The organism is Pseudomonas frederiksbergensis (assembly GCF_003732705.1).
In the GTDB taxonomy this organism is placed as follows: Bacteria; Pseudomonadota; Gammaproteobacteria; order Pseudomonadales; family Pseudomonadaceae; genus Aquipseudomonas; species Aquipseudomonas frederiksbergensis_F.
The window spans coordinates 411,868-438,557 of sequence record NZ_MOBR01000040.1 but is presented as its reverse complement, the minus strand read 5'-3'; the positions used below and the strand labels follow the sequence as shown (position 1 = coordinate 438,557).

Genomic DNA, 26,690 nt, shown 5'->3' with positions numbered 1-26,690 from the left:
TAATGTGTGGCCTGGATCGGCGTTCGATATTCCAATAACAAAATCCACGCCGCTCACGACCTAACATCAGCTACCCAACATCAGGGAAACACGGAAGATGAGTCACCCCTCACAGTTCACCTTGCTTCGCACCCGGCGTTTCCTGCCGTTTTTCGTGACACAGTCCCTCGGGGCGTTCAACGACAACATCTTCAAGCAGTCGCTGATCCTCGCCATTCTGTACAAACTGACTATCGACGGTGACCGTTCGATCTGGGTCAACCTGTGCGCGCTGTTGTTCATCCTGCCGTTTTTTCTGTTCTCGGCCCTGGCCGGCCAGTTCGGGGAAAAATTCGCCAAGGACGCGCTGATTCGTCTGATCAAGCTTGGGGAAATCGCGATCATGGCGGTGGGCGCGGTCGGTTTTCTGTTCGATCACCTGTCGCTGATGCTGGTGGCGCTGTTCGCCATGGGGACTCACTCGGCGTTGTTCGGGCCGGTGAAGTACTCGATCCTGCCCCAGGCCTTGCGCGAAGATGAACTGGTGGGTGGCAACGGCCTGGTGGAAATGGGCACGTTCCTGGCGATTCTCGCCGGGACCATTGGCGCCGGAATCATGATGTCCTCCGGTCATTACGCCCCCATCGTCTCCACCGCGATTATTGGTGTGGCGGTGCTCGGTTACCTGGCCAGCCGCAGCATTCCCCGCGCGGCGGCTGCGTCACCGGAAATGCGCCTGAACTGGAATATTTTCACCCAGTCTTGGGCGACCTTGAAGCTGGGCTTGGGGCAAACGCCGGCGGTGTCGCGTTCAATTGTCGGCAACTCATGGTTCTGGTTTGTCGGAGCGATTTACCTGACGCAGATCCCGGCCTACGCCAAGGAATGGATGCAAGGCGACGAGACCGTGGTGACGCTGATCCTCACGGTGTTTTCAGTCGGTATCGCCCTTGGTTCGATGCTCTGCGAGAAGCTCTCCGGGCGCAAAGTCGAGATCGGTCTGGTGCCGTTCGGCTCGTTTGGTCTGACGGTGTTTGGCTTGCTGCTGTGGTGGCATTCCGGCGGTATTCCGGAGAGTGAGAATGGCTATGGCTGGATCGAAGTCCTGGGTTTCGGCCACACCTGGCTGGTGCTGATCGACATCCTCGGGCTGGGCATTTTTGGTGGTTTCTACATCGTGCCGTTGTACGCCCTGATCCAGTCGCGCACCGCTGAGAACGAGCGGGCGCGGGTGATTGCCGCCAACAACATCCTCAACGCACTGTTTATGGTGGTGTCGGCGATTGTCTCGATCGTGCTGCTGAGCGTGGTGAAGCTGTCGATCCCGCAGTTGTTCCTGGTGGTGTCGCTGCTGAACATCGGCGTCAACGCCTACATCTTCAGCATCGTTCCCGAGTTCAGCATGCGTTTCATGATCTGGCTGCTCAGCCATTCCATGTACCGCGTGGAGCATCGCAACCTCGACCTGATTCCCGACGAAGGCGCGGCGCTGCTGGTGTGCAACCACGTGTCATTCGTCGATGCCTTGCTGATTGGCGGTGCGGTGCGTCGGCCGATTCGCTTTGTGATGTATTACAAAATCTACAACCTGCCGGTGCTGAACTTTATCTTCCGCACCGCCGGGACCATTCCGATAGCGGGGCGTCAGGAAGACATTCAGATATACGAAAAGGCCTTCAAGCGGATTGCCCAATATCTGAAGGACGGTGAGTTGGTGTGCATCTTCCCTGAAGGAAAACTAACCGCCGACGGTGAGATCAATGAATTCCGGGGAGGGTTGACGCGGATTCTTGAAGAGACGCCGGTGCCGGTGATTCCGCTGGCGCTGCAGGGGTTGTGGGGGAGTTTCTTCAGCCGCGATCCGGCCAAGGGCCTGTTTCGTCGGTTGTGGTCGCGGGTGACCTTGGTGGCGGGGCCGGCGGTGGCGGTTGAAGTGGCTGAGCCGGCTGCGTTGCAGGCGTTGGTGGGGGAGTTGCGCGGGACAGTCAGGTAAGCGGTGATTGGGCGGGCCTCATCGCGGGCAAGCCTTGCTCCTACGGGTTTTGATGTGTCTCTGTAGGAGCAAGGCTTGCCCGCGATGGCGTCTGTGGCCTAAGCGCTAATTTTGAGCCCCACCAACCCGGCAATAATCAACGCCACACTGGCCAGTCGAAACAGTGCCATCGATTCCCCAAACAGAATGATCCCGGCGATCACCGTGCCCACCGCACCCACACCCGTCCAGATCGCATAGGCCGTGCCCAGCGGCAGTTCCTTCATGGCAAGGCCCAGCAAACCCAGGCTGATGGCCATGGCGGCGACGGTGAGTGCGGTGGGGAGTGGGCGACTGAAGCCGTCGGTGTATTTCAGGCCAACGGCCCAGCCGACCTCGAACAGGCCGGCGAAAAACAGAATGATCCAGGACATGAAAGACCTCCATCGATTGACGGGGTCGTCCCCAGATTAATGACTCGATCGAGCCGCGAGGTCGTCCCCGCGTTGCGCAATAGAGTGCCCATCATTAATCCGGGGATCAAGTTTGGCGCTTATTCAGTCGCTTGCCGAGCCGCCGTTTCCCGATCTTCTTTCTCGCTCATGCGGCGGAAATACGTCGAAAGCAGCGCCCCGGAAATGTTGTGCCACACACTGAACAACGCGCTTGGTACCGCCGCCAGTGGTGAGAAGTGCGCACTGGCCAGCGCGGCGCCCAGGCCGGAGTTCTGCATCCCGACTTCCAGTGCCAACGACTTGCGCTGGGCCAGCGGCAGCTTGAACAGGCGCCCGGTGAAGTAACCCAGCAAATAGCCGAAGCTGTTGTGCAGCATCACCACCGCCATGATCAACAAGCCGGACTCGGCGATCTTCGCCTGACTGGCCGCGACCACGGCGGCAACGATGATCACGATGCTCACCACCGACACCAGCGGCAACACTTCTACCGCGTGGCGCACTCGATCGCCGAGCACACGTTGGGCGACGACGCCGAGCACGATCGGCAACAGCACCACTTGCAGGATCGACCAGAACAATTCCATGAACGACACCGGCAACCAGGCCGAGGCCAGCAGCCAGATCAGCGCCGGTGTCAGCAGCGGGGCGAGGAGGGTGGTGACGGCGGCGATGGCTACCGACAGCGCCAGATCCCCGCGAGCCAGCCAAGTCATGACGTTGGACGATGTGCCGCTCGGGCAGCAGCCGACCAGGATCACGCCGACGGCAATTTCCGGCGGCAGGTGAAACGCCTGGCAAAGCAACCACGCCATACCCGGCATGATCACGAAATGAGCGACTACGCCCAGTGCCACGCGCCACGGATGGCGAGCGACCTCGGCGAAGTCTTCGAGCTTGAGGGTCAGGCCCATGCCGAACATCACCAGTCCCAGCAGCGGCACGATGGCGCCTTTCAGACCGATGAACCATGCCGGTTGCAGGAACGCCACGACGGCGAAAATCAGCACCCAGTAAGCGAAGGTGTTGCCGACGAAGCGGCTTAAAGCGGCGAGGGCGCGCATGGCCTGATCCTTGTTATTAAGTAACAGCACAAAACCAAATGTGGGAGCGAGCCTGCTCGCGAAGGCGGCTGATCATTCAACATTTATGTCGTCTGACACTCCGCTTTCGCGAGCAGGCTCGCTCCCACAGGGGATATCACAAGGCTTTAATTAAATGCCTTGTGGGGTCTCTTCGCCGCCCAACGCTTCAACCAGCGCCGGCAGGAAGTCGCCGAAGGTCAGCATCATCAGGGTGAAGCTGGCGTCCAGTTGGCCCAGGGCTTCGTCGCCGCCGTCCTGTTCTGCCTGATCCTGCAGTAAATCTTCGAACTTCAGGCGCTTGACGGTCATTTTGTCGTCGAGCATGAACGACAACTTGTCCTGCCACGCCAGGGACAACTGAGTCACCACTTTGCCGGTGCTCAGGTGCAACTGGATTTCGTCGCTGGTCAGGTCCTGACGCTTGCAACGCACGATGCCGCCGTCTTCGTGGGTGTCGCGCAGTTCGCACTCGTCCAGAACAAAGAAGTCGTCGGCGGCTTTCTGGGTTTTGACCCAGTCGGTCATGGTGGCAGTCGGGGCCATTTTGACGGTCAGCGGACGTACTGGCAGCGAGCCGATCACTTCACGCAGGGTCGACAGCAGGTCTTCGGCGCGTTTCGGGCTGGCCGAGTTCACCAGGATCAGGCCTTGTTTCGGCGCGATGGCGGCGAAGGTCGACGAGCGACGGATAAAGGCGCGCGGCAGGAACGCGAGGATGATTTCATCCTTGATCTGATCGCGTTCCTTCTTATAGACCTTGCGCATTTGCGTGGCTTCGATCTCTTCGACCTTTTCCTTGACCGCGTCGCGCACGACGCTGCCCGGCAGAATGCGTTCTTCTTTACGGGCGGCGATCAGCAGGAAGTCACCGCTGACGTGCGCCAGCGGAGCATCTTCGCCCTTGCCGAACGGCGCGACGAAACCGTAAGTGGTCAACTCCTGGCTTGCACATGGACGCGCCAGTTTGGTCGCCAGTGCAGTTTCCAACGCCTCGGCATCAAAAGGCAGATCTTGGGTCAGGCGATAGATAAGCAGGTTTTTGAACCACATGAGGCGAGTCTCTCCTTTATACAAAGGGGGGCATTATTCTCTTCGCGGCGCCATAGGCCAACCCTTCTCTAAGCCTTTGGAAGGCCTGAGAAAATTATTTAAAAAAGTGCTTGCCAGAGGTGGGGGTGCTCCGTAGAATGCGCGCCACACCGAAGCGAAGGGTGATTAGCTCAGCTGGGAGAGCGTCTGCCTTACAAGCAGAATGTCGGCGGTTCGATCCCGTCATCACCCACCATTCGTTTTTAGTGTTACGCGCAGCGGTAGTTCAGTCGGTTAGAATACCGGCCTGTCACGCCGGGGGTCGCGGGTTCGAGTCCCGTCCGCTGCGCCATATTCGGTAACCTGGAACGCTGAACGCCAGGTCACCACGGAAAAGCCCGCTAACGCGGGTTTTTTTCTGCCCCACGTTTGTATGTTGTTCCTGCAGGTCGCGTTGTTTTATGGGTTTTCGGATTTATTTGAAAAAATATTCAATTAAATCAACACTTTACGAAAACCTGTGGCATAATGCGCCCCGCAACGAAGGTAAAGGGTGATTAGCTCAGCTGGGAGAGCGTCTGCCTTACAAGCAGAATGTCGGCGGTTCGATCCCGTCATCACCCACCATTACTTTCAACGCTACGCGCAGCGGTAGTTCAGTCGGTTAGAATACCGGCCTGTCACGCCGGGGGTCGCGGGTTCGAGTCCCGTCCGCTGCGCCATATTCGGTAACCTGGAACGCTGAACGCCAGGTCACCACACAGAAAGCCCGCTTAATGCGGGCTTTTTGTCGTCTGGGATTTGACTCACTACCGTGATTCCCTTGTGGGAGCGGGCTTGCTCGCGAAGGCGGTGTGTCAGCCAACATCTTCGGCGACTGATACACCGCCTTCGCGAGCAAGCCCGCTCCCACAGGGTGACTGTGTTTGGCGTTTATTGCTCGGCGTTGCGGCTGTGGCGGTAGTCGCTGACCGCTTCATACACTGCTTTACGCAGACGATTGATCCCGCCAATCGGCCGATGCGCCTCCAGCCCGAACCACGGGTTGAACGACTGGTTATCGCATTGCAGATTCAGCGCCGGGGTATCGAAATCCTGCGCCGGCACATTGATCTTCGCCACGGTCTCGAACGGCGCATCACTTTCGTGCCATTCAATGCTTGTGTCCTCAATCGGCATGTACTTATTCGCATCCTGGCGCTGGATCTGCAGGACGAAACACGCTGGCACCCGGTCGGTCGACAACTGCTGGTTCAGCGCACTGCGCAGGAAGTTCGGCAGATCCTGATTTTGTTTGGGCAGGACATAGGTCGGACAGCTTCCCGGATCGGGCATGACGCGGAACTTGGCATTGGCTGCGCCGAACTTGTAGGGCGAAACCGAAAAGTAGGTGGTCTGGGTCGGACTGTCGGGGGCGGGGGAGAGCGTCGCCAGGGCGATAAATAGATGGCGAACCTGCCAGGTGCGTGGATCCCAGCCCGGAAAGAACGCCATCGCAGTTTTGCCATCCGCCTGAGCGGCCACATTCTGGCGGTACTCGGCGACATCGCTGACAAAGAAATTCGGGTGGCTGAACATCACGAAATCCTGCTCGTGGCGACCCGCCTGATCAGCCAGCAATTGTTTGCCGGGTACATCGAGCAACTTGATGGCCATGCCCCGGGCATCGCGGATGCTGTCGAATTGCGGATAGGCGTTGCCGTTGGACAGGCGCACGGTCGCTTGCCAGGATTTGCCCGGCTCGCTGAACACACCTTGACGCAATTCCGCCGCCAGATCCGGCAACACCTGAACCTCGGCCTTCACACAGCCATGGGCCTTGGCATGGGCGTCGCGCAGGTATCGAGTGCTTTCGCGGTGCTGGTCGACGATGCGCACGGCGGTCTGGATGATGTCCTGGGTCATCGCCGCTTCGCCGTCCGGGATCTGTTCATCCGCCGAGACCGCGCCACTGCGCTGCCAGGCAAACCATGCGGTGGCGAGCGCCCAGCCCAATAACCCCAGGCACAGCAGGCAAAGCAGGAGTTTTCCGAGAAAAGCGCCGAGGCGCAGCCAAAGCGTGATCAGCATGAGCAAGTCCTTTTGACGAATTCAGGATTCATGGCAACTGCGTCTCCAGCGGACCACCCAAGACTTTCAGGTACTCCAGCAGCGCCCAGCGTTCCTGGGGTTGCAGCAGGCGTCCGATAACGCCGTTGCCGCGTTCACCGGCCCGGAACTCGTGACCACTGTTGTGATTGCCGGTGATGCGTGTGTCGAACACAAAGCCATTGGCAAAGGCCTCAGTGCGATAGCCCAAATGTTTGGGATCGAACTCGAAGGTGCCTTTATAGAAAGTGGTCGCGCGTTCGTCCTGGGGCGACAGCAACTCATAAATGCTTGGCACCGAACCGTTGTGCAGAAACGGCGCAGTGGCCCAGACGCCCGCTAATGGCCTGGCTTTATAGGCGCGCAGTTCTTGTACTCCGATGGGCAATCCGAACCCATCCAGGTCCGGGCGCTCCGCCGGGGTGACCTTGGCCTCGCGGTAAGCCCGGTTTTCGACGAACGCCGTGACGTACGCCAACCCTTTGGCCACCGAGAGCTTGCTCAAGTCCAGTGGCTCGGTCGGTTTGGGATGCAGTTGAACATCCAGTTGCCCCAGCTCCGCCGGGTCCCATTGCAGGGCCGTCAGGTCGAAACGATGGTCTGCGATGTTGTTGGCGGCGGTGGGATCGGTGCCGATGGCCGCGACTGGCAGTAATTTGAGTTGTTGCACTGCACGGCTGCCAACCTGATTCACCCGTGGCACGTGACAACTGGCGCAATTCTCGGCGAACAACGCGCGACCTTGGGCCGCCAGGGGCTTATCGACGCTGCCTAGCACGTCTTCCGGCCAGGCCGGCGGCTTGAGGCGTTGCAGGGTTTCTTCGATCAAATTCAGATCACGAACCCGGACGCTGGAGGGATAGCGCGCATCGCCGGTAAGCGGCTGCCCATCAGCATCAAAGAAATTCAACGTCGCGCCCACACCCAGCGCCTCGCCGATATTGCGCGCCATCGGCTGCTGCGCCGAGCCATTCCACTGCACCCAATCGAAGGTCCAGATATCCCACAGCTGTGGATAATCCACCGGGGCGTTGGCCACGCGGTAGTTAGCCGGCGAAATAGCATCACCGAAACTGGCATTGGCAATGCGCCCGAACGCGTCGGTACGGCCGGGCCCTTCTTCGGTGGGATAGAGGCCGCGATGGGTATCGTTCCAGGCGACTTTCAGGAAGGTATCGAGGGATTTTTTGAAGTCTTCCCGTAGGACTTGATGCCGGGCGTCGTAGTCCGCGCCCAACACGTTGCGTGCGAAACGTTCGAATTTCCACGGGTTGTAATAAGTCGATACAAGACTGGCCACCAATGCCTGGCCAAAACTGCCACCGCGCAGGGTCGGCACGCTGGACGGCAACACATGCTGGGCCGAGCCGCCATCGATGCGCACAGCCTGGCCATTGAAGCGTAATTCGCCGGTGTGACAGGCGGCGCAGGTGATGTCGAGAAACCGGTCCTGGCTGCCGGGATTCTGGTGCCGGGCGAAACCCACGGGCAGGTTGCCAGGGTTAATTGGCGTGGCTTTCTGGGCGGGATCGATCAGAAAACCGAAGCGCGCGAGATACTCCGGGGCGGCAAAACGCTGTTGCGAGAACGGCAATTCCAGCGCCTCGAACCAGTCGTAATGCAAGCCTTTGACTTGCGTGCCCTGGGGGGTGAAGTAGTAAGTCTGGCGGTCGGCGGCGCTCCACTGCTCCAGGTAATGCACCTGTTGGGCGGGGGAGTAAGCGGGCAGCTTCGGGTTGGCGACGTAGTAAAGAACCACGGCCAGGCCAAGCCCCAGCAGCGCAACGATCAGAATCAGCAAGCGGAGTAAGAGGCGCAAGATAAACGTCCTTGTCGTTTTTATAGCTCTCTTATGCCTCAGCTGCTTAGGGGGCGGCAAGTGGCCATTACGCCAAGTGTTGTAGGAACCGGCATCTGCGTCTGTGGGAGCAAGATGACAGAAACTTCATCCAGCTCATTCCCGAAATGCTTTAAAAGACCTGAACTTATCAGCAGTATCCTGCTCTCATGCCGGTAGCCATTGGTCGTGGCCGCCTGATAAGCTCGCGGCTTTATTCGATTGCCCTTTAGGCGCATGAACAAGGAAATAGCATGAAACAGCATCGGTTGGCGGCGGCGGTGGCCCTGGTAAGCCTGGTACTTGCGGGTTGTGATTCGCAGACCAGCGTAGAGCTGAAAACCCCGGCGCAAAAAGCTTCCTACGGGATTGGCCTGAACATGGGCAAGAGCCTGGCTCAGGAAGGCATGGATGATCTGGATTCCAAGGCCGTAGCCCAAGGCATCGAAGATGCCGTCGGCAAGAAAGAACAAAAGCTGAAGGACGACGAACTGGTCGAGGCCTTCGCAGCACTGCAAAAGCGTGCAGAAGAACGCATGGCGAAAATGAGCGAAGAGTCGGCAGCCGCCGGCAAGAAATTCCTCGAAGACAACGCCAAGAAAGCCGGTGTAGTGACCACTGCATCCGGTCTGCAATATGAAGTCGTGAAAAAAGCGGATGGTCCTCAGCCTAAGCCGACCGACGTAGTGACTGTTCACTACACCGGTAAGCTGACCAACGGCACCACCTTTGACAGCTCGGTTGATCGCGGTAGCCCGATTGATCTGCCAGTCAGCGGTGTAATCCCTGGTTGGGTCGAAGGCCTGCAACTGATGCACGTCGGCGAGAAGTACAAGCTGTACATTCCTAGCGACCTGGCTTACGGCGCGCAAAGCCCAAGCCCGGCAATCCCGGCCAACTCGGTGCTGGTATTCGATCTGGAGCTGCTGGCAATCAAAGATCCAGCGAAACAAGACGCCGCCAAGTAACCGTCGTCTGCTGCAAAAAACAACGCCTCGCACTCAGCGGGGCGTTGTTGTATCTGGGGTTTGGCAATGTGCAAAGAAAGCGAACGGATGCTGTAGGCTGGAGTCATAGGCATTGAGAGCGCTGGACTAGCCGCACCGAACCGCCAAGTCAATGAAATCTTGGGTTTTTTTATGTGAGTAAAAAACGCCCGATCTGAGTTGAGCCCTTATAAAACGGGGCTCTCAGCGGTGAAATGCAGCTCTGTTCACAAGGTTATCCACAATTTGTGTGGATAACATTTCAGTGGGAGGAAAAGATGAAAGCACCCTGGAATTTCGCTCGCTTCCTGCCCCTGGCCGGGCGCCTGCTGGCGAAAGGTCGTTTGCCGACCCTGCTGTTCGCGGTGGCCAGCAAAAGCACCAGCGAAGGTGGTCGACTGGGCAAACTCAAGGACGACCTGCGCCTGTTGCAGGCCCTGTGCCTGGCCTACTGGCGTGGCGAGTATCGCGCCATCAGCCGAAAATCGATCCTGACCGTCGTGGCTGGCCTGATGTACTTCCTCAGTCCGCTCGACGCCATCCCGGACTTTATCCCTGTATTCGGCATGCTCGACGACATCGCCGTGCTGGCCTGGGTGATGAAAACCCTCGACGACGAACTCAACGCCTTCCGCGCCTGGCGCAATCGGCAGCTGCCGGAGAAGCTCGCTGTGGTTGAACGACTGCCCGATACCCCGGAGCAACTTCAGCTTCAGGGCCCGAAAGATGACTGAGTTGTTTCAGTTTCATCCATAGATTGATGCCCCCGCGACCTTGGCCGCTGTTAGGATTACACTTCAAGGGAAAAGTGCCGACTCGCTAAGTGTCGTTGTCCTACGGGGAAGTCATGGATATTCAGATAATCACACGCGAAGGCGAGCCCGAATATGCGGTTCTACCGTGGGCTCAGTACCAGGCTTTACTGAAAGCAGCAGGCATCGAGCAACAACCGCCAAGGGCCGCCGTAGAGCGTCCGACGGTCGTTGCAGACCAGGTCCTTCCGGGTCTGGATCAACTCCGCAATTTGCGCGAAGGGAAGGGCATCGCCATCGAGGCGCTGGCCCGCACGGTAGGCATCAGCCCGTCTTATCTGGCCTTGATCGAAAGTGGCGAGCGTCTTCCTGACGCTGCGATTCGCCGCAGCCTGGCCTGGGAACTGACGGTGCCAGGATGGAGGGATGAATCGTGAGCGTACGCATCAGCCGTCAACATTGGGACGGGTTACTCGGCGAACTGGACCAGGCGCGTCGTCAGCGCCACCTTCTGACTTATCGAGCACTGCTCGAGCGTTTGCAATTGCCCACCCCGGCCATGCAAACCCTGACCGCCGCCCTTGAACACCTCGCTGCGCTGGACGCCAAAGCCGAGCAGCCCCTGCGCAGCTCGCTAGTGATCAGCCAAGGCGCCAGCCGCCTGCCACGCACCGGCTTCTTCGAATGCGTCGAGCGCCTGGGTCGCTTCTCCGGCCCGTCCGACGGCGTCGCCGCCGCTTCCTGGCATGCTTCGGAAGTGGTGCGAGTGTTCGAATACGAGTATCCCGAATCAGCGGAGGCCTGAGTGTTTTTACGACTCAAGGCGCGGGCCTCCTACTGGTTGGCCCGTAGGCTGTTTCACTGGTCATGGTTTGTGCGCCAGCCCCGAGGCTGGAAATGGCTTGAAGGCCAATTTGCGCGCATGGCCAACCTCGGCGACGTCGGTGCCCAGAGCTTCTACGGCCACATCCTGACCTTTCGCGGCGTCGGTCTTGGCGCACGCGAGGAAGGCGTGCGATTGCTGCGCCTGGCAGCTTTGGCGGGGGATGGCAAAGCGGCGTATCAGGTTGGCGTGATCAGTTTGGCGGGGACGCCGGGCAAGGCGCCGGATGCGGTTGAGGCGGCGCGGTTTTGGCGGATTGCCTTGAAGGCGGGGCATCCATTGGCTGAGATCAAGTTGAAAGGCTTGGTGAGTGATGATACTCCGCAATAATCCCCTGATTATTCGATAAGTCGATGTAGCGGCAGGGAATTAGTGCTGCTGTGAAAAGACTATTGATGTCCTGCGTATTAGCAGTTTTTTTGACGCCGTAATGGCGTCAATAATGCATTCCTTATTGCCTGATAAAGCCGCCTTGCTCTTTTAAAGCGCGATGCTAACGTCACATCAGATCAGCGGTTTGTTGCGCGTCACCCAAACGTTCAGATCTTGCGCCAGGCCCTTCACTGCAACGGTGAAGGGCTTGCAATCATTCCGGGAGCGGGTGGCACGTTACCTGGATGAAGCCGAACGAGACCATCGCCGACTCATGGCGGTCATCGTAGGTGAATCCAAGACGTGCCGCCCATGCGAGTAAAGGAGCCTGGATATGCGCGCAGAGAAGCGGTTTGATTCGCTGGACAGTTTCAGGGGCCTGATGGCTGGTTCAGTCATGCTCTATCACCTGCGCGTTAGCGACAGCTTTACCGAATGGTTGTTCTTTCGCCATGCCGACGTATTTGTATCGTTCTTTTTTGTACTGAGTGGCTTTGTCTTGACGCATGCCTATGGCAGCTCGGTGCAATTCAATTTTCGCAAATTCTTTATAACGCGGACCTTCCGCTTATTGCCGCTGCACCTCTTTATGTTGGTCGTCTTTATATTGTTAGAGTGCGGCAGATATATGGCTGTGCAAAAAGGTATGGAGTTCAACAACGTGCCGTTTACCGGGAAGTTTGCCCCGGCTGAAATACTGCCGAATGCGCTGCTGTTGCAATCCTGGACGTATTTAACTAATCCACTGTCGTTCAACTATCCGTCCTGGAGCATCAGTATTGAGTACTACACCTATATGATCTTCGCCCTGATCCTGAGCGTTGCCTTCGGCGTCAGGACATGGGTGTGGGCGACGATGGTCGTCGTGGCCCTGGCGCTGATCTATGCAGGTAATACCTTCTTCACCATCGAGTCGCTGCGGGGCCTCGCGTATTTTTTCACTGGCTGCCTGACTTACGCCGTGTATTTGAAGTCACCCCATCCCGGCCGGGCCAAGGCCTGGTTGCTGACAGCGCTTGAAGTGTTGGCAGTGGCAGCGGCGCTGGTATTCGTGGTCAACGATTTTGCAGCCAAGGCGTTGGTGGCCAGCCCGTTGTTCGCTGTCATTGTTTTGATATTCGCTTTCGATGGCGGGGCGGTATCGCGGTTGTTGGCAGGACGGGTCTTCAGTTTTCTCGGCAAGTTGTCTTATTCCATCTACTTGACCCACGCGGCCATTCTATTTTGCGTCGTGTCGGCGTTTATGGTGGCGGCAAAGCTCCTCGGCGTTGATATCGCACCGATGATCGACGGGACTCGCTACCTGGACACCGGTAATGTGTTGTTCAACAACGTCATCGCTTTGCTGGTGATGGGATTGGTCGTCCTGGTGTCGATGTTCACCTACCGCTATGTCGAAATGACCGGGCAAGCGCTTGGTCGAACACTCAGCAAGAAAACCAGCCACAGTAGTCCCGTGTTGAGACCTGATACTGACTAATAGGTTGGGTAGGACACTGGCCGCGGAGCGTCACAGACGGCCTTCCCACGCTGAGCGCGGGAGCGATAAGATGGCCCGCGCCTGACAGCGGATTCAGGTGATCTAATCAAGGAAGATAAAAACATTGAAAACAGCTCTCGGCGCCCTGTTTCTAATCTGCTTGACCACAAGTGCACTCGCTAACGATAGCCCTATCGGCTTCCAGTCCTCCACGCTGCCAGACCCGCAAAACGACCGCCCACTGGACATGGTCGTCTGGTACCCCAGCGCAACCACCGCCACCCCGCAATTGTTCGGCGACAACCCAGTGTTCGTCGGCGCCCTCGCCGTGCCCAACGCGCCACCGGCGGCTGGCGAGCATCCATTAGTGGTGCTTTCCCACGGCAACGGCGGGAGTTGGATCAACCAGACATGGCTCGCCAGCGCACTGGCCCACAAGGGATACATCGTCGCGGCGGTCAACCACCCCGGCACCACCAGCCGGGACCGCAGCCCCCAAGCCGCCGCACAACTATGGCAACGACCTGCCGACCTCAGCCGGGCCATCGACGCAGTCACGGCACAGCCAGAACACTTTGGTGTAGTCGCGAAACAGCGGATTGCAGCCGTTGGCCATTCACTCGGCGGCTGGACCGTCCTGGAAATCGCCGGCGCACGGTTTGATCCTGACCGGTTTGCCAAGGACTGCATCGCCCACCCGAAGTTGGCCAGTTGCATCGTTTACCAACAGATCAACCCCGCAAACACCCCGGCATCGAAGGCGCGGCTGGCTGCGGATTTGAGCGATAAACGCATTACAGCTGTTGTTTCGTTGGACCTGGGCCTGTCGCGTGGGATGACCGATGAAAGCCTTGCGAAGTTGCCGGTGCCGACGCTGGTGATTGCGGCGGGTGTGCCATCGGAAGAACTTCCTGCGCAGTTGGAGTCTGCCGATTTGGTTAAACGCTTGCCCCAGGCGTCGACGCGGTATGTTGAGATTAGTGATGCCAGTCACTTTAGTTTTATGGCGGTGTGCAAGCCTGGGGCGGTGGCGATGCTTGAAGAGGCGGCGCCGGGGGATGGGATTATTTGTGGGGATGGGGAGGGTGCTAGGCCTAGGGAGGTAATTCAGCGGCAGGTAACTTCGTTTGTTGATGAGTTTCTGGCAATGCAGCTTAGCCATGTAAAGCCGTGATACCTTCCATGCCTCATTCATGCCAAGGAGGTTGCATGCGCAGTCTTTATATCCCTTTTATCCTGGCGGCAACTTTTTTGGCATCGGGTTGCAGCATCAAGCAAACCGTGACACCTGCTGAGCTGTCTTCCGAGATAGCGCCAGAGATTTGTCTGATCCCTGTGGAAGGACTGCGAGAGGGATTCAACACTACCTATGAAAACCTACTCAAAAGTAAAGGATTCCATACGCGTCAAATCCCGTCAGGTAGCGCGCCCTCCAGTTGTCCTCTTTCGACGACTTACATCGGTACTTGGTCGTGGGACTTGGCTATTTACATGAGCTATGCAGATATCCGCGTCTATCAATACGGTCAGCAGGTTGGCCAAGCTGAATACGACTCGCGTTGGGGTGGCGGTCGGGTAATAGATAAATTCATTAATGCTGAGAAAAAAATTACAGAGCTGACTGATCAGCTGTTTCCAAAAGGTGCTGCAGGCTTAAAGGGAGTTAAAGAGCCAAACTCCGGGGCCGGTGCCGGACTCATGACAAAAGAAGCTTACAGACAGCAACAGATTGAACAGCTTGAACATCAGGGCCTTTCCTATGACGAATACCAGAAGCGTTATAAGCGGATCATGGCTGACTAGCGCTGGACGGTATTAGTTTTTCGCACGACAAGCTATTTTAAAATGAAATAAGGAGTTTTTATGAATCGTATTTTCGGACTGATCTTGTGCGCATTAGTGCTGCCAATGAGCGGCTGCGTGCAAGGGACTTACACCAAGTCCGTTCAGGTCACCAAGGATGAGACTGGTCGCGTTGTTCAGACCATCGAAACTGAAAGCGTTACACAAGTCGGACAGGGCAATGCCATGCGGTTGGATAAAATTAAAGGGGTTCAAGATTAAGCAGGAGAAAACCGGCTACCCGTTCAATATGACTTGCCTCTCTTTCCGCGGGTGGCAAGCATTATGGTAATGCGAACTGAGTGTATTGAAATCGTTGTCCAGACAAAAAAGGGATGTCTAAAAAGCTGATTGGATTACAGTGTCGTGAAACTATACGCACTAGTTGCAATTGCGTACTTCCCATTGAAATAGTATATCTTCGTCGAAGATTTCGTGGAGCTTTACTAGAATACAAAAGGAGGAATCAGTGGGTTGGACTACAGCGATCAATCCTTTTTCCATTCTCGCGACATGACTAGAGAACCGAAATACGGCCGGCTCTGTTATGTCGCCAAAATTACTTGCACCTGCAGCAACCCTGATAGCACCGTTAGCAGGAAAATAAATCTGTCCCATTTGCTGTCCCATTTGCTATTAAGGATTCACTCAGTATGCCCAGTGAAGCGTTGGGCAAGTGATCTTTAGTATCAAAGGGTTGCGGGATAAATAATCTGTCCCCTTCACTTACTTCGACGAATTACGGGGATCGTCATGGCTATCAATATATTCGAGGCCCAGCGGGCCTATTCCGTAAACTTGAGAGATATACTCCCCCGATTTGGCCCAATGGAAATGTGGAGTATTGGCCGGAAGTACTACTACGCTACCTGGGCCATAGGCAACTAGCTTGGTCGCATCAAAAACAGTACCAAAGCCAATATAGAACACACCCGACATTACGGTGTATATACGATCTTCAGGGTGTGTATGAGGCATTAGTTTGGTGCCGCTCGGGACTTTAACTCGCACAACGTAGGGTGCTGGTTTACTTGGATCTCCGACCAGAACAGACAATTTCACTTCTTTGGGGAAAGCTGGAAAGCTACGCCACTCCACATCTTCATTGTGTAGGGCCCCGGTATTTCCCAATGGTAGGGGTTGTGCCTGGACTATTGGCGCAGCGGCGCTTGCGACAAAAAACGTGGTCAAGCAAGCAGCTTTGATAATGCTTTGAATCATGTAAGTCACCTTGGATACGCAATAACAGACCGGTATCGCCACCCGCATTACTGATAAATCTGGCGGCGAAATGTGGCGAGTTGCCGCTGGCAACAGATATATGGCGCACTATAGTTGGGTGCAGCGTCTTTGATAATGGCATTAGTAGGCATTTCAGTTGATACATAATGTAATTAATACGCTGAAAGGACGACTGTTCTGCAGCGATCAACACTGACTGTTCGTCTTAGGCAAGTGATCTTTAATATCAAGCGTATCAAGGGGGACAGATTTATTTGCGAGCCAGGCTTCAGTGAAACCTTGTGCCACGTTCGCCTTTTTACTGAGCGAAATTTCCGGGCAAGGTCTTCGGAAATTTCCTTCATGTTGCGGCGGTTTTGGTGAACTGGTGCGCAATGCGTCCAATCGGTAGGCTTTGGTGGTCGCTGTGTATTCAGTGACAGGGTGTAGGAACCCTTCAATATCTTTAGAGCTACATTGGCGTCGATACTTGATTGCGGCCGTTAACACGCGTCCGTAAGATCCGTTTCGGCGGCTGTGCGCGGGCACGCTTCGGCGTGGTCGAGAATTGCTCTAAAGGACTCGATATTCCTACCCCGCGCATAGCTGCCACCCACGCCTGTAGGAAGGCTGATGGCAGCTCTCATTCCTTCCTTAAGAGCTTTCAAATGACAACATTACATCCCGATCCACCCTACGAAAAACCAACTCCCCACCCCAAAAGCCGCTTCATGGCGCTCACCAGCAACTGCGACGACGTGCCGACCTTGTTCGTCGACACCCACGCGCCGCTTGATGTTTTGTATGACGCCGCCAACTACCGAATTCGCGCAGTAACCCAAGTGCTGGAGAACATGTCCATGCGTGGGTCGATTGATTGTGAGTCCTTCATCCTTAGTGACTTTGCTTTGCTCTGCGCGATTCCGTTGCGGGATGGGTGTGATGTGTTGGATGTATTGGGGCGGCGGTTGCGGGGGATGTCTTCGGAGTAGGGGTAGGGCTTCAGATCCACCCCTCTCCCTAACCCTCTCCCCAGAGGGGCGAGGGGACTGATCTCGGTATTCTTCCGGCCGCCGTCGACCTGAACGATCAAGGTGACCTTGGTTTGGCCAAGCCAAGAGCACCGCGTAGTCGCAGGTCGCAGTATTTTCCCCTAACAAAGCGGTCAGTCCCCTCGCCCCTTTGGGGAGAGGGTTAGGGTGAGGGGCTGGATCGTCCAGGCGCTGCAAAAGCCAGATCAAAAGATCAGCGGTGGCCGGCCACTAAGGTTTCTTCGGTGGCTGGCACTGCGAGGGTGTCAATTACGTGCACGCTATACCCCGGCACGTTCTTCGCGTGGTGTTTGGCTTGGGATGCCATTTCTGCCAATTGGCTCGCATCCAACCCTGCACAGGCCTCGGGATGCAGATGCACCACGCCGATGGACAGTGAAAGCAACGGAAATTCCTGCCGCACGCCCTGGCGGTTGGGTGCGATGAAGCAGCCGGCTTCCAGGTGCTCGGCGCGGTAGAAGCGTCGGCATTGGCTGTGGAAGTCGTCGAGTAGCTGGTTCAAACGTTTGCGCCAGTCTTCCGGCCCAAGCACCAGCAAAAAGTCATCACCGCCGATATGTCCTACAAAGTCCCGGGAAGGATCGACGCGGTCGTTCAGGCATTGCGCCAAGCACAGTAGGACTTCATCCCCACGCCCGTAGCCGTAAATGTCGTTGAAGGGTTTGAAGCTGTCGATATCCACGTAGCAGATCACTGATTCCCGCGCTTGTTGCAGCAGACGGGTCAGGCATTGCTGGATCGGGACGTTGCCGGGCAGCAGGGTCAGCGGGTTGGCGTAGCGGGCTTGTTGGATTTTCAGTTCGGTGATCAGTTTGAGCACGTCGATGACCCGGCCGAGGCCCAGGTAACCGCCGTTGAGGGTGATGATGAAGTCTTCTTCGATGCGTTGTCGGGCGCGGCTGGTGATGAGGCGGCTGACTTGTTGCAGGGACTGGCTCATTTCGACGGCCAGGAAGTCGTCGTTCATCAGGCGGCTGATGGGTTTGCGCGCGAAGAGGTCGGTGGCGAAGGGCTTGAGCAGCGCGTCGGAGAGCGAATGGCGGTGGACGATGCCGCAAGGTTGGCCTTGTTCGTCGAGCACCGCCAGGGAGTTGAGGTTGGCCTGGCGGCGGAAGGCTTCCAGGACGGTCGCCGTCGGGGTGTCGCGGGCCACGGCGGGTTGGTCGTTGAGCAGGGCGCTGAGGTCGCTGGCTTCGTCGTTCAGCGCCACTGTGGTGTTGTCGTGTTTGGGCATCAGCGCGCGCGCGTCCCGTGGCGGATGTTCCTGGGGGCGGCAGAGCAGATAGCCTTGCACCAGATCGACGCCCATCTCGGTCAATACGGCGAGCTCTTCCGGCAACTCGATACCTTCGGCGATCACTAAAGCGCGGGAGGCCTTGGCGATTTGCAGGATTGAACCGACGAATTCACGCTTGAGCGCGTCCTGGTGGATGCCGTCGATAAAGTGTCGATCAATCTTCACGTAATCCGGCCGCAGCTCGGACCACAGTCGCAAACTCGAATAGCCAGCGCCGAGATCGTCCAGCGCAATGGAAAACCCCATCGCCCGATAGTGATGCAACGCGTTTTGCAGCAACTGAAAATCATCGGTCGGGGTTTGTTCGGTAAGTTCGATCACCACCTGACTCGGCGGGATACCGAAGTCTTGCAGCAGTTGCAGGGTGCGACCCGGTTGGTGCGAGGTTTCGAGCAGGGATTCCGGCGACACGTTGAGGAACAACTTGCCGGGTAGCTGCTGTTCGTTGAACCGGCGGCAAGCGCTCTGGCGGCAGGCGATTTCCAGTTCGCTGAGGCGTCCGGCCTGGCGGGCCACGGCGAACAGGGCGATGGGGGAGTGCAGCGGGCTGTTGGAGGGGCCACGGCTCAGGGCTTCGTAGCCAATGATTCGTCGTTCAGAGAGGGAAATGATCGGCTGGAACAGACTGTGCAAACCGCTTTGAGCCAGAATTGAACTCAAGGCACTCAGCTGTTCGGTCGTGGTCATGGCGATCTCTGGCGATAAAAAAAGGACTGGGAGCGGACTCTTGATTCAAGAGGCGCTCCCAGTCCTGTATTTCACGACAGAATGATGACTGTTTGATGACGCTCCGGGGAGCGTCAGCATTAAATTGCCATCATCTTAATGCTTGGCCACCTGGTTGCTCAGTTTCAGGTAATCCAGCAGCACCCGCCCGGTTTCGCTCAGGTAGGCATCGTCTTCCGGTTTGATTTTGTCCGGTTCGGCCGCGATAGCATCTTCGTCTTCTTTCTTCAGCTCTTTGAGCGGTTCTTCGCCCTTGGCCTTGCGACGGATGTTTTCCATGACCAGTTGCTTGGCTTCGATGTCGGTGTGTTGCTTGCGACGATCGGCTTCGTTGAGGCTGACGGTTTTTTCTTCCATCAGCTTCTGGGCCAGGGCCAACTTGTCGCGGATAAACACGAACTCCGCGTCTTTGGCCGAACGCACGTCGTGCTCGGACTTGAGCTCGGCGATGTAAGGCTTGAACGGGTCGGTCGCCGGTTTGATCGAGGCCTTGATGGTGTCCCACGGCATGGCTTCCGGCAGCGCGCTTTCGCCGATTTCCTTGGTGTCGATGATCGACGGGAAATCCACGTCCGGCAGTACGCCCTGATGCTGGGTGCTCTGGCCGGATACCCGGTAGAACTTGGCCAGGGTCAGTTTCAGTTCGCCATGGTTCAGCGGCTGAATGGTCTGCACGGTGCCTTTGCCGAAGGTCTGGCCACCGACGATCAACGCGCGGTGGTAGTCCTGCATGGCGCCGGCGAAGATCTCCGAAGCCGAGGCTGACAAGCGGTTGACCAGCAACGCCATCGGGCCTTTGTAGAAGGCGCCCGGGTTTTCATCTTCCAGCACATCGACCCGGCCATCGGCATTACGCACGAGCACAGTCGGACCTTTGTCGATGAACAGACTGGTCAGCTCGGTGGCTTCCTGCAAGGAGCCGCCACCGTTGTTGCGCAGGTCGATGACCACGCCGTCAACTTTGTCTTTCTGCAACTCGGTCAGCAGTTTCTTGACGTCGCGAGTGGTGCTCTTGTAGTCCGGATCGCCAGCGCGGAACGCCTTGAAGTCCAGGTAGAAGGCCGGGATCTCGATGACGCCGAGCTTGTAGTCCTTGCCGTCCTGTTTGAGGCTGAGGATCGACTTTTTAACGGCCTGATCTTCAAGCTTCACCGCTTCACGGGTGATCGGCACGATTTTGCTGGTCTGGTCGTTCGGCGCATTGCTGGCCGGAATCACTTCCAGGCGCACCACGGTGCCTTTCGGGCCGCGGATCAGCTTGACTACTTCGTCCAGGCGCCAGCCGACCACATCGACCATCTCTTTGTTGGCCTGGGCCACGCCGATGATCTTGTCGGCCGGGGCAACCATTTTGGTCTTGTCGGCCGGGCCTGCCGGCACCAGGCGCACGACTTTGACCTGATCGTTATCGCTCTGCAACACGGCACCGATGCCCTCGAGGGACAGGCTCATGTTGATGTCGAAGTTTTCCGCGTTATCCGGCGACAGATAGTTGGTGTGCGGGTCGTAGGACATGGCGAAGGTGTTGATGTACGCCTGGAAGATGTCTTCCGGACGGGTCTGGTCCAGGCGCGCCAACTGGTTCTTGTAGCGCTTGGTCAGGGTTTCCTGGATCTGCTTGGAATCCTTGCCGGCGATCTTCTGGCGCAGCACTTCGTCCTTGACGCGTTTGCGCCACAGGTCGTCCAGTTCTGCGGTGGACTTGAGCCACGGAGCGTCCTTGCGATCGATCAGCAAGGTTTCCTTGGTGGTGAAGTCGATCTTGTCGACGCCTTTGTTCAGCTCTGCAAGGGCGAAGTCCAGACGCGCTTTGACGCGGTCCAGGTAGCGCTTGTAGATGGTGAACCCGGCGTTCAGGTCGCCGCTTTTGAGGAAGTCGTCAAACTGGGTTTTCCACTTGTCGAATTCGGCAATGTCGCTGGCCATGAAATAGCTGCGCGATGGATCCAGCAGCTTGAGGTAGCTGTCATAGATGATCACGGAGCGCGCATCATCGAGCGGCGGCTTGCTGTAGTGGTGGCGCTTGAGCAGCTCGACCACGTTCAGGCTGGCGATCACTTCGTCACGATCAGGCTGAAGGTTGTCCCAGCTATTGGCTGCAAACGAATTGCTCGACATCGGCAATAAGCCGATACCGATAAATAGGGCTAGGGCGGTGCTGGGAAACAGTTGCTTCATGCTGATTCGACGCGGGGACAATTGATCACGCATATTAGGCCGTCTTTGAAGTCGCCGGTTCCACAAAGGGCCGGTCACATAATGCAAGAAAGCCCGGCGCTACAGCTACGGGCTCAGTCCAGACTCACTATGGAGGCACTGTGAAAGCATTGCAAGGCGTTGACGGTCAAGTGGAGTGGGTTGAAGAGCCGAGTCCTACGTGCGATGTAGGACAAGTTCGCATTCGAGTGGCGGCAGCGGGCCTCAATCGCGCTGATTTGTTACAGAAGGCAGGCCTTTATCCGCCCCCGCCGGGAGCCAGTCAGGTACTGGGTCTTGAGTGTTCGGGGGTGATCAGCGAGGTCGGTCCGGGCTCGTCCTGGCAGGTGGGAGACCGGGTTTGCGCCTTGCTGGCCGGGGGCGGGATGGCCGAAGAGGTGGTTGTCGACGGACGGCATGTGCTGCCGGTGCCCGAAGGTTTGTCGTTGGCCGAGGCGGCGGCATTGCCTGAGGTGTATGCGACTGTTTGGTTAAATTTATTTCATCTGGCCGGCCTCAAACCCGGTGAGAAAGTTCTGCTGCATGCCGGCGCCAGTGGAATCGGTTCAGCCGCCATTCAGTTGTGCAAGGCGTTCGGCAGCCCGTGCTGGGTCAGCGTCGGGTCCGCCGAGCGTTTGGCGTACTGCGAAGCCCTCGGGGCCCAAGGTGGGGTGGTGCGCACCGGGGATCTGGAAAGCTTGAATGACCTGGGGCCGTTCAATGTGATCCTGGATCCGGTGGGCGGCAATTACGCGGCGCTGAATCTCAAGCTGATGGCCCTGGATGGTCGCTGGGTATTGATCGGTTTGATGGGCGGGCGTGAGGCGAAACTGGATCTGGCGCAGGTGTTGGGTAAACGCGTGCAGTTCCTGGGATCGACGTTGCGCAGCCGGGATGATCAGTTCAAGGCGGATGTGTTCAGCGATCTGAGCCAGCATGTGTGGCCGTTGTTTGCGGAAGGGCGGTTGAAGCCGCAGTTGGCCAAGGCATTCCCGATCAAGGATGCCGAAGCGGCGTTTGCGCAATTGGCGAGTAACACGGTGGCGGGGAAGTTGGTGTTGGTGATCGACGAAAGCCTGACCTGATTCACTGGGCCACACAATGATCGTTCCCACGCTCCGCGTGGGAATGCAGCCCGGGACGCTCTGCGTCCCAAATCGGACGCAGAGCGTCCATTGATGCATTCCCACGCAGAGCGTGGGAACGATCAGGTGGAGTTTATTTCCAGAGGTGGATCGGCCAGCCTGCCTTTTCGGCATGTTCCAGCAACACCGGATCCGGGTTCACCACGTGCGGGAAGTCCACCTTCAGCAACAACGGCAAGTCATTGCGTGAGTCCGAGTAGAAACTCGCGCCTTCGAGGTTTTCCTCTTCGGCATCCAGCCACTCCAGCAACCGGGTGATCTTGCCTTCGCGGTAGGTCAACGTGCCGACGGTGTGACCGCTGTAAACACCATGGGCCACTTCCAGTTCGATGCCGAGAATTTCGTCGATGCCGAGGCGATCGGCAATCGGTCGGACCAGGTGCGTGCCCGACGCCGAGATCACTAGGATCCGGTCGCCAGCCTTGCGGTGGGCGGCGATGGTTTTGGTGGCGTCGCTGAAGATAATCGGTTCGATGAAATCTTCGACCCATGGGCCTACCAAGTGGTCGACCTCCTCCGGGGTGCGGCCGATCATCGGTTCCAGGCTGAAGGTCATGTAGTCCTCCATCCGCAGTTTGCCGTGACTGTAGGCGTCCATCAGTTCGTTGTTCTGCCGCATGAACGATTCAGGATCGACCCAGCCCAAGCGGCCCATCTGCTCGCTCCAGAGGGTGGCGCAGTCGCCGTGGATCAGGGTTTCGTCCAGATCAAAAATTGCCAAAGCCATTAGGGCGGTTCTCTTCGAGAACAGCTTCAAGCGACAAGCTTGAAGCTGCAAGCGTGAATTTAGGTGGTCAGCAGTCTACAACTTGAAGCTGGCAGCTTGAAGCTTGCCGCTGCTCAAGCCACCTCACACAGGGCCGTCGGATCGATGGAAAGTGCCAGGCGCTGACCATCGGGGTGCAGATCGGCCGCCGAGCGGTTGAGCACATCCACCACCAGTTCCACGCCCCGGGCTTCGACCCGGTAGCGAATCACGTTACCCAACAGGCTGTGGCTGCGGATCTGCGCATCGAGTTCGCCGTTGAGGCTCAGTTCGATGGCTTCCGGGCGAATCGCGATGCGATGGGTAACAGGTCGTTGCAGCAGCTTCGAGGCGGCGTCGGCGTCCAGCAGATTGTAGTTGCCGATGAAACCGGCGGCGAACACATCCACCGGCGCGGTGTAAAGGGTCTCGGCATCGCCGCTTTGTACGATCTTTCCCTGATTCATCAGGAAAATCCGGTCAGACATGGTCAGGGCTTCTTCCTGATCGTGTGTGACGAAGATTGTGGTCAGGCCCAGTTCGCGCTGGATCGCACGGATCTGTTCGCGCAGGTGTTTGCGAATCCGCGCATCCAGGGCCGACAACGGTTCATCCAGCAACAACAGCCGTGGACGGGTAACCAGCGAACGGGCCAGGGCCACCCGCTGGCATTGGCCGCCGGAAAGTTGATGCGGATAACGCGCGGCGAAGTCGTTCAGCTCCACCAGTTTCAGCACTTCGGCGACGCGCTTGTGGCTGTCGTCGGCATTGACCTTTTGCATGCGCAAACCGAAGGCGACGTTCTGCTCCACGGTCATGTTCGGGAACAGCGCGTAGCTCTGGAATACCATGCCGATTCCGCGTTTCTGCGGGCTCAGCGGCACGATATCGACGCCATCGAGCAGGATTTTGCCGCCATCCACTGAGGTCAGCCCCGCGATGCAACGCAGCAGGGTGGACTTGCCGCAACCGGACGGGCCGAGGAGGGTGACGAATTCGCCCTTCTGGATCTCGCAGTTGATGTCGCTGAACACCGTGGTGCCTGCGTAGTTTTTCTGAAGGTGTTGGACGCTGACATAGCTCATTCGCTTTTGTCCTTGTTCAAGATATTGGCCGCCCAGGTCAGAACCAGCACAAAGAAGAAGTAGGAAATCACCAGCGCACTGGTGAAATGGCCGCTGCTGTTACGCATGTTGTTGAGGTAGACCTGCAGGGTTTCGTAGCGGGTGCCGACGAGGATGTTGGCGAACACGAACTCGCCGAACAGGAACGAGAACGACAGCAGCAACGCCACCATCAAGCCTTTGCGCAGGTTCGGCAGCACCACCAGGAACGCCGCTTGAAAGGTGCTGGCACCGAGCAGTTGGGCGGCGTCCATCAGGTCGCGCAGGTTGATCGCTTGCAGGTTGTTGGTGATCGCCCGGTACATGAACGGCAGCGCCACGGTGAAGTAGCAACCGATCAGGATCCACGGCGTCCCCACCATCGCAAACGGCCCGGAACCGTAGAGTTGCAGCAACCCCACCGACGACACCACCGGCGGCACCGCGAAGGGCAGCAGGATCAGGATGTTCATCAAGGCGTCGAGTTTCGGGAAGTGGTAATGCACCACGAACAGCAGCGGCAGAATCAGCACCACCGACAGAATCAGCGCGCCGACGCACACCAGCAGCGACTGCCCGAAAGCATGCAGAAAGCGCGGATCGCTCCACAGTTGCACATACCATTTGAAGGTAAAGCCGCTGGGCAGGATGGTCGCCGACCAACTGCTGGCAATCGAGTAGATCAGCGTGCCGGCGAGCGGCAGCAACAGAATGGCAAACAGCAGATACACCACGACCCGGTGGTAGACACCGACTGGCCCTAATTCAGCGCGAGACATGGTAGCTCCTCTTCAACAGCAACTGATGCACGATGGTCACCAGGGTCATCAACGCCACCAGCACCACGGCCAAGGCACTGGCCAGGTTCGGATCGAGGGAAATGTCGCCGGAGACCATCGCCGCGATGCGGATCGGCAGCACGTTGAAGTTACCGGTGGTCAGGGCATACACCGTGGCGTAGGCGCCGAGGGCGTTAGCCAGCAGGATCACGAAGGTGCCGAGCAGCGCCGGGGTCAGCACCGGCAAACCGATGTGTCGCCAGAATTGCCAGCCGCTGGCACCGAGCAGTTCGGCGGACTCGCGCCAGTCTTCGCGCAACGCATCGAAGGCCGGGTAGAGCAGCAGCACGCCGAGGGGAATCTGGAAGTAGGTGTAGAGAATGATCAGGCCGGTTTTCGAGTACAGGTTGAAATCCTGAATGATCCCGGCCTGCTTCAGCATGATCGTGAAGCTGCCGTTGAAGCCCAGCAGAATGATGAAGGCGAAGGCCAAAGGCACGCCGGCAAAGTTGCTGGTCATGTTGGCGAAGGCGTTGACGAAGTTGCGCAGTTTCGAGTCGACCCGGCGCAGGGAATAGGCGCCGAGCACCGCGATGATGATCCCGAATACGCTGGACCAGAAACTGATCTCAAGGCTGTACTGGATCGCCTGCAAATAGAACTTCGAACTGAAGATCTTGGTGAAGTTTTCGATGCCCCAGCCGAACTCTTCCGATTGCAGGCTGTTGATCATCACCCAGACTAGCGGGGCGATTTCGAACACGATAAAGAACAGCGCGAAGGGCACCAGGCATAACGCTGCCAGCCATTTGCCGCGGATGATGGAATTCACTTGAGCAGCTCCCGGCACACAGGTTTGTCGTGGGCCACACCCAGCAGTTCGCAGACGGTGCCGCAGATCTCCGTCTGTTTCGGTGCGGCGCCGGCGTCGAAGCTGAAGGCATCGCCGAGGACGAACAGCGGCACTTCGCGTTCTTCCGGCAACAGGCCGTTGTGGGAGCGGTCGTTGTTCATGCCGTGATCGGCGGTCACCAGCACCTGGTAACCGGCATCGAGCCAGCGTTGCAGGTAATCCGCGAGGAAGATATCGGCAAAGCGCGCGCTGTTGCGGTATTGCGGGGTGTCGAGGCCGTGCTTGTGCCCGGCGTCGTCGATGTTCATGGGGTGTATCAACAAAAAGTTCGGCGCGTGGCGCAGGCGCAGGTTTTCCGCGTCGGCGAACAGGTGCGAGTCGGGGTAATGATCGCTCCAGTAGAAATGCCCGTGCTGGATCGGCAGCGTCGGGTCGTCAGTGTGACGATCCCGAGCCTCCACGAACGGTGAGCGGTTGTACAACTCGCTGACCCAGTGATAGGCCGCCGCAGCGGTGGTCAGGCCGGCGTCGCGGGCGTAGTGATAGATGCTGCGCTGGTTGGACAGGCGCGAGACGTTGTTGTGGACGATGCCGCTGTCGATCGGCGTAACGCCGGTCAGGATGCATTCATACAGCGGTCGGGACAGGGCCGGCAGTTCGCATTCCAGTTTGTAGAGCGCTGCGCGTCCTGCGCCGACGTAAGCCTGCAGGTGCCCCATGGCGTGGCGCGCGACTTCATAATTGAGGCCGTCGAGCACGACAAGGATGACGTTGTGCTTCATAGGGGCAAAACTCCGCAAAACATTAAATATC

Annotated in this window: 25 protein-coding genes and 4 tRNA genes; 16 read left to right on the top strand and 13 right to left on the bottom strand. The window is 57.7% G+C overall.

The features are described from left to right. Nucleotides 1-97 precede the first annotated feature (97 nt). Entirely contained in the window at nt 98-1,972 is a 1,875-nt protein-coding gene (locus tag BK667_RS27305; RefSeq protein WP_123510644.1) for an MFS transporter, read from the top strand. Nucleotides 1,973-2,070: 98 nt separating this feature from the next. Here the strand turns inward: BK667_RS27305 and sugE are convergent, their stop codons facing one another. The 3 genes from sugE to rdgC form a co-directional block, all read right to left on the bottom strand. Beyond that, complete coding sequence (gene sugE / locus BK667_RS27300) at nt 2,071-2,385, bottom strand: quaternary ammonium compound efflux SMR transporter SugE (protein WP_123599434.1); 315 nt, start codon at nt 2,383-2,385, stop codon at nt 2,071-2,073. 119 nt (nt 2,386-2,504) lie between these two features. Then, entirely contained in the window at nt 2,505-3,470 is a 966-nt protein-coding gene (locus tag BK667_RS27295) for a bile acid:sodium symporter family protein (RefSeq protein WP_123510646.1), read from the bottom strand. Between the two features lie 150 nt (nt 3,471-3,620). Then, the gene (gene rdgC / locus BK667_RS27285; RefSeq protein ID WP_123510650.1) at nt 3,621-4,541 is read right to left on the bottom strand and encodes a recombination-associated protein RdgC; all 921 of its coding nucleotides are present in this window, start codon (nt 4,539-4,541) and stop codon (nt 3,621-3,623) included. A 159-nt stretch (nt 4,542-4,700) separates the two neighbouring features. Here rdgC and BK667_RS27280 point away from each other — a divergent pair. From BK667_RS27280 to BK667_RS27265, 4 genes are all read left to right on the top strand, one after another. Beyond that, nucleotides 4,701-4,776 (top strand) — tRNA-Val (locus BK667_RS27280). A 19-nt stretch (nt 4,777-4,795) separates the two neighbouring features. Continuing rightward, a tRNA-Asp gene (locus tag BK667_RS27275) sits at nt 4,796-4,872 on the top strand. A gap of 199 nt (nt 4,873-5,071) precedes the next feature. After that, a tRNA-Val gene (locus tag BK667_RS27270) sits at nt 5,072-5,147 on the top strand. Between the two features lie 18 nt (nt 5,148-5,165). After that, nucleotides 5,166-5,242: transfer RNA gene (locus BK667_RS27265), tRNA-Asp, on the top strand. A 211-nt stretch (nt 5,243-5,453) separates the two neighbouring features. On the opposite strand, the gene BK667_RS27260 is transcribed toward BK667_RS27265, so the two are convergent. Together BK667_RS27260 and BK667_RS27255 are read right to left on the bottom strand one after the other, a co-directional pair. After that, nucleotides 5,454-6,590 carry a catalase family protein gene (locus tag BK667_RS27260; protein WP_123599432.1) on the bottom strand — a complete coding sequence of 379 codons (1,137 nt, stop codon included), beginning with the start codon at nt 6,588-6,590 and terminating at the stop codon, nt 5,454-5,456. A gap of 28 nt (nt 6,591-6,618) precedes the next feature. Continuing rightward, on the bottom strand, nt 6,619-8,427 hold the full coding sequence (locus tag BK667_RS27255; protein WP_123599431.1) for a di-heme-cytochrome C peroxidase: 1,809 nt from the start codon (nt 8,425-8,427) through the stop codon (nt 6,619-6,621). A gap of 272 nt (nt 8,428-8,699) precedes the next feature. Here BK667_RS27255 and bamJ point away from each other — a divergent pair, with 272 nt between their 5' ends. The 9 genes from bamJ to BK667_RS27210 all read left to right on the top strand — a co-directional run bounded on the left by bamJ (nt 8,700) and on the right by BK667_RS27210 (nt 14,982). Next, nucleotides 8,700-9,413 (top strand): BamJ family beta-barrel-assembly machinery protein, encoded by a 714-nt coding sequence (gene bamJ, locus BK667_RS27250; protein WP_054615693.1) that lies wholly within the window; start codon nt 8,700-8,702, stop codon nt 9,411-9,413. Between the two features lie 296 nt (nt 9,414-9,709). Further along, nucleotides 9,710-10,165 carry a YkvA family protein gene (locus tag BK667_RS27245; protein WP_123510656.1) on the top strand — a complete coding sequence of 152 codons (456 nt, stop codon included), beginning with the start codon at nt 9,710-9,712 and terminating at the stop codon, nt 10,163-10,165. A gap of 113 nt (nt 10,166-10,278) precedes the next feature. Further along, nucleotides 10,279-10,620: a helix-turn-helix domain-containing protein gene (locus BK667_RS27240; RefSeq protein WP_123510758.1), complete on the top strand. Its 342-nt coding sequence runs from the start codon at nt 10,279-10,281 to the stop codon at nt 10,618-10,620. Then, the gene (locus BK667_RS27235) at nt 10,617-10,988 is read left to right on the top strand and encodes a hypothetical protein (RefSeq protein WP_003223109.1); all 372 of its coding nucleotides are present in this window, start codon (nt 10,617-10,619) and stop codon (nt 10,986-10,988) included. The genes BK667_RS27240 and BK667_RS27235 overlap by 4 nt, the downstream gene beginning before the upstream one ends. After that, a complete protein-coding gene (locus BK667_RS27230) occupies nt 10,989-11,396 on the top strand; it encodes an SEL1-like repeat protein (protein WP_123510658.1) in 408 nt (135 codons plus the stop codon). A 376-nt stretch (nt 11,397-11,772) separates the two neighbouring features. Continuing rightward, nucleotides 11,773-12,918: an acyltransferase family protein gene (locus tag BK667_RS27225; RefSeq protein ID WP_123599430.1), complete on the top strand. Its 1,146-nt coding sequence runs from the start codon at nt 11,773-11,775 to the stop codon at nt 12,916-12,918. Between the two features lie 124 nt (nt 12,919-13,042). Then, entirely contained in the window at nt 13,043-14,092 is a 1,050-nt protein-coding gene (locus BK667_RS27220; protein ID WP_123599429.1) for an alpha/beta hydrolase family protein, read from the top strand. A 35-nt stretch (nt 14,093-14,127) separates the two neighbouring features. Then, on the top strand, nt 14,128-14,721 hold the full coding sequence (locus BK667_RS27215) for an Sbal_3080 family lipoprotein (RefSeq protein WP_123599428.1): 594 nt from the start codon (nt 14,128-14,130) through the stop codon (nt 14,719-14,721). A gap of 60 nt (nt 14,722-14,781) precedes the next feature. Continuing rightward, nucleotides 14,782-14,982 carry a hypothetical protein gene (locus BK667_RS27210; RefSeq protein WP_123510666.1) on the top strand — a complete coding sequence of 67 codons (201 nt, stop codon included), beginning with the start codon at nt 14,782-14,784 and terminating at the stop codon, nt 14,980-14,982. Nucleotides 14,983-15,486: 504 nt separating this feature from the next. On the opposite strand, the gene BK667_RS27205 is transcribed toward BK667_RS27210, so the two are convergent. Then, entirely contained in the window at nt 15,487-15,981 is a 495-nt protein-coding gene (locus BK667_RS27205) for a cupin domain-containing protein (RefSeq protein WP_123599427.1), read from the bottom strand. Between the two features lie 668 nt (nt 15,982-16,649). On the opposite strand from BK667_RS27205, the gene BK667_RS27200 reads away from it, so the two are divergent. Next, complete coding sequence (locus BK667_RS27200) at nt 16,650-16,973, top strand: hypothetical protein (protein ID WP_123599426.1); 324 nt, start codon at nt 16,650-16,652, stop codon at nt 16,971-16,973. Nucleotides 16,974-17,226: 253 nt separating this feature from the next. Here BK667_RS27200 and BK667_RS27195 read toward each other — a convergent pair whose 3' ends face one another. Further along, complete coding sequence (locus BK667_RS27195) at nt 17,227-19,017, bottom strand: bifunctional diguanylate cyclase/phosphodiesterase (RefSeq protein WP_123510672.1); 1,791 nt, start codon at nt 19,015-19,017, stop codon at nt 17,227-17,229. 135 nt (nt 19,018-19,152) lie between these two features. Next, nucleotides 19,153-21,234 (bottom strand): carboxy terminal-processing peptidase, encoded by a 2,082-nt coding sequence (locus BK667_RS27190; RefSeq protein WP_185058281.1) that lies wholly within the window; start codon nt 21,232-21,234, stop codon nt 19,153-19,155. 140 nt (nt 21,235-21,374) lie between these two features. On the opposite strand from BK667_RS27190, the gene BK667_RS27185 reads away from it, so the two are divergent. Beyond that, nucleotides 21,375-22,337 carry a zinc-binding dehydrogenase gene (locus tag BK667_RS27185; RefSeq protein ID WP_123599424.1) on the top strand — a complete coding sequence of 321 codons (963 nt, stop codon included), beginning with the start codon at nt 21,375-21,377 and terminating at the stop codon, nt 22,335-22,337. Between the two features lie 133 nt (nt 22,338-22,470). On the opposite strand, the gene BK667_RS27180 is transcribed toward BK667_RS27185, so the two are convergent. From BK667_RS27180 to BK667_RS27160, 5 genes are all read right to left on the bottom strand, one after another. Then, complete coding sequence (locus BK667_RS27180; RefSeq protein WP_123510678.1) at nt 22,471-23,124, bottom strand: HAD family hydrolase; 654 nt, start codon at nt 23,122-23,124, stop codon at nt 22,471-22,473. Between the two features lie 113 nt (nt 23,125-23,237). After that, nucleotides 23,238-24,227, bottom strand: a complete 990-nt coding sequence (locus BK667_RS27175) for an ABC transporter ATP-binding protein (RefSeq protein ID WP_123510680.1) — start codon at nt 24,225-24,227, stop codon at nt 23,238-23,240. Beyond that, nucleotides 24,224-25,024: an ABC transporter permease gene (locus BK667_RS27170; protein ID WP_054049589.1), complete on the bottom strand. Its 801-nt coding sequence runs from the start codon at nt 25,022-25,024 to the stop codon at nt 24,224-24,226. Before BK667_RS27170 ends, BK667_RS27175 begins: the two co-directional genes overlap by 4 nt. Further along, nucleotides 25,011-25,856 carry an ABC transporter permease gene (locus BK667_RS27165; protein ID WP_123510684.1) on the bottom strand — a complete coding sequence of 282 codons (846 nt, stop codon included), beginning with the start codon at nt 25,854-25,856 and terminating at the stop codon, nt 25,011-25,013. Before BK667_RS27165 ends, BK667_RS27170 begins: the two co-directional genes overlap by 14 nt. Continuing rightward, nucleotides 25,853-26,659 (bottom strand): alkaline phosphatase family protein, encoded by an 807-nt coding sequence (locus tag BK667_RS27160; RefSeq protein ID WP_123599423.1) that lies wholly within the window; start codon nt 26,657-26,659, stop codon nt 25,853-25,855. The genes BK667_RS27165 and BK667_RS27160 overlap by 4 nt, the downstream gene beginning before the upstream one ends. Between the last annotated feature and the right edge of the window lie 31 nt (nt 26,660-26,690).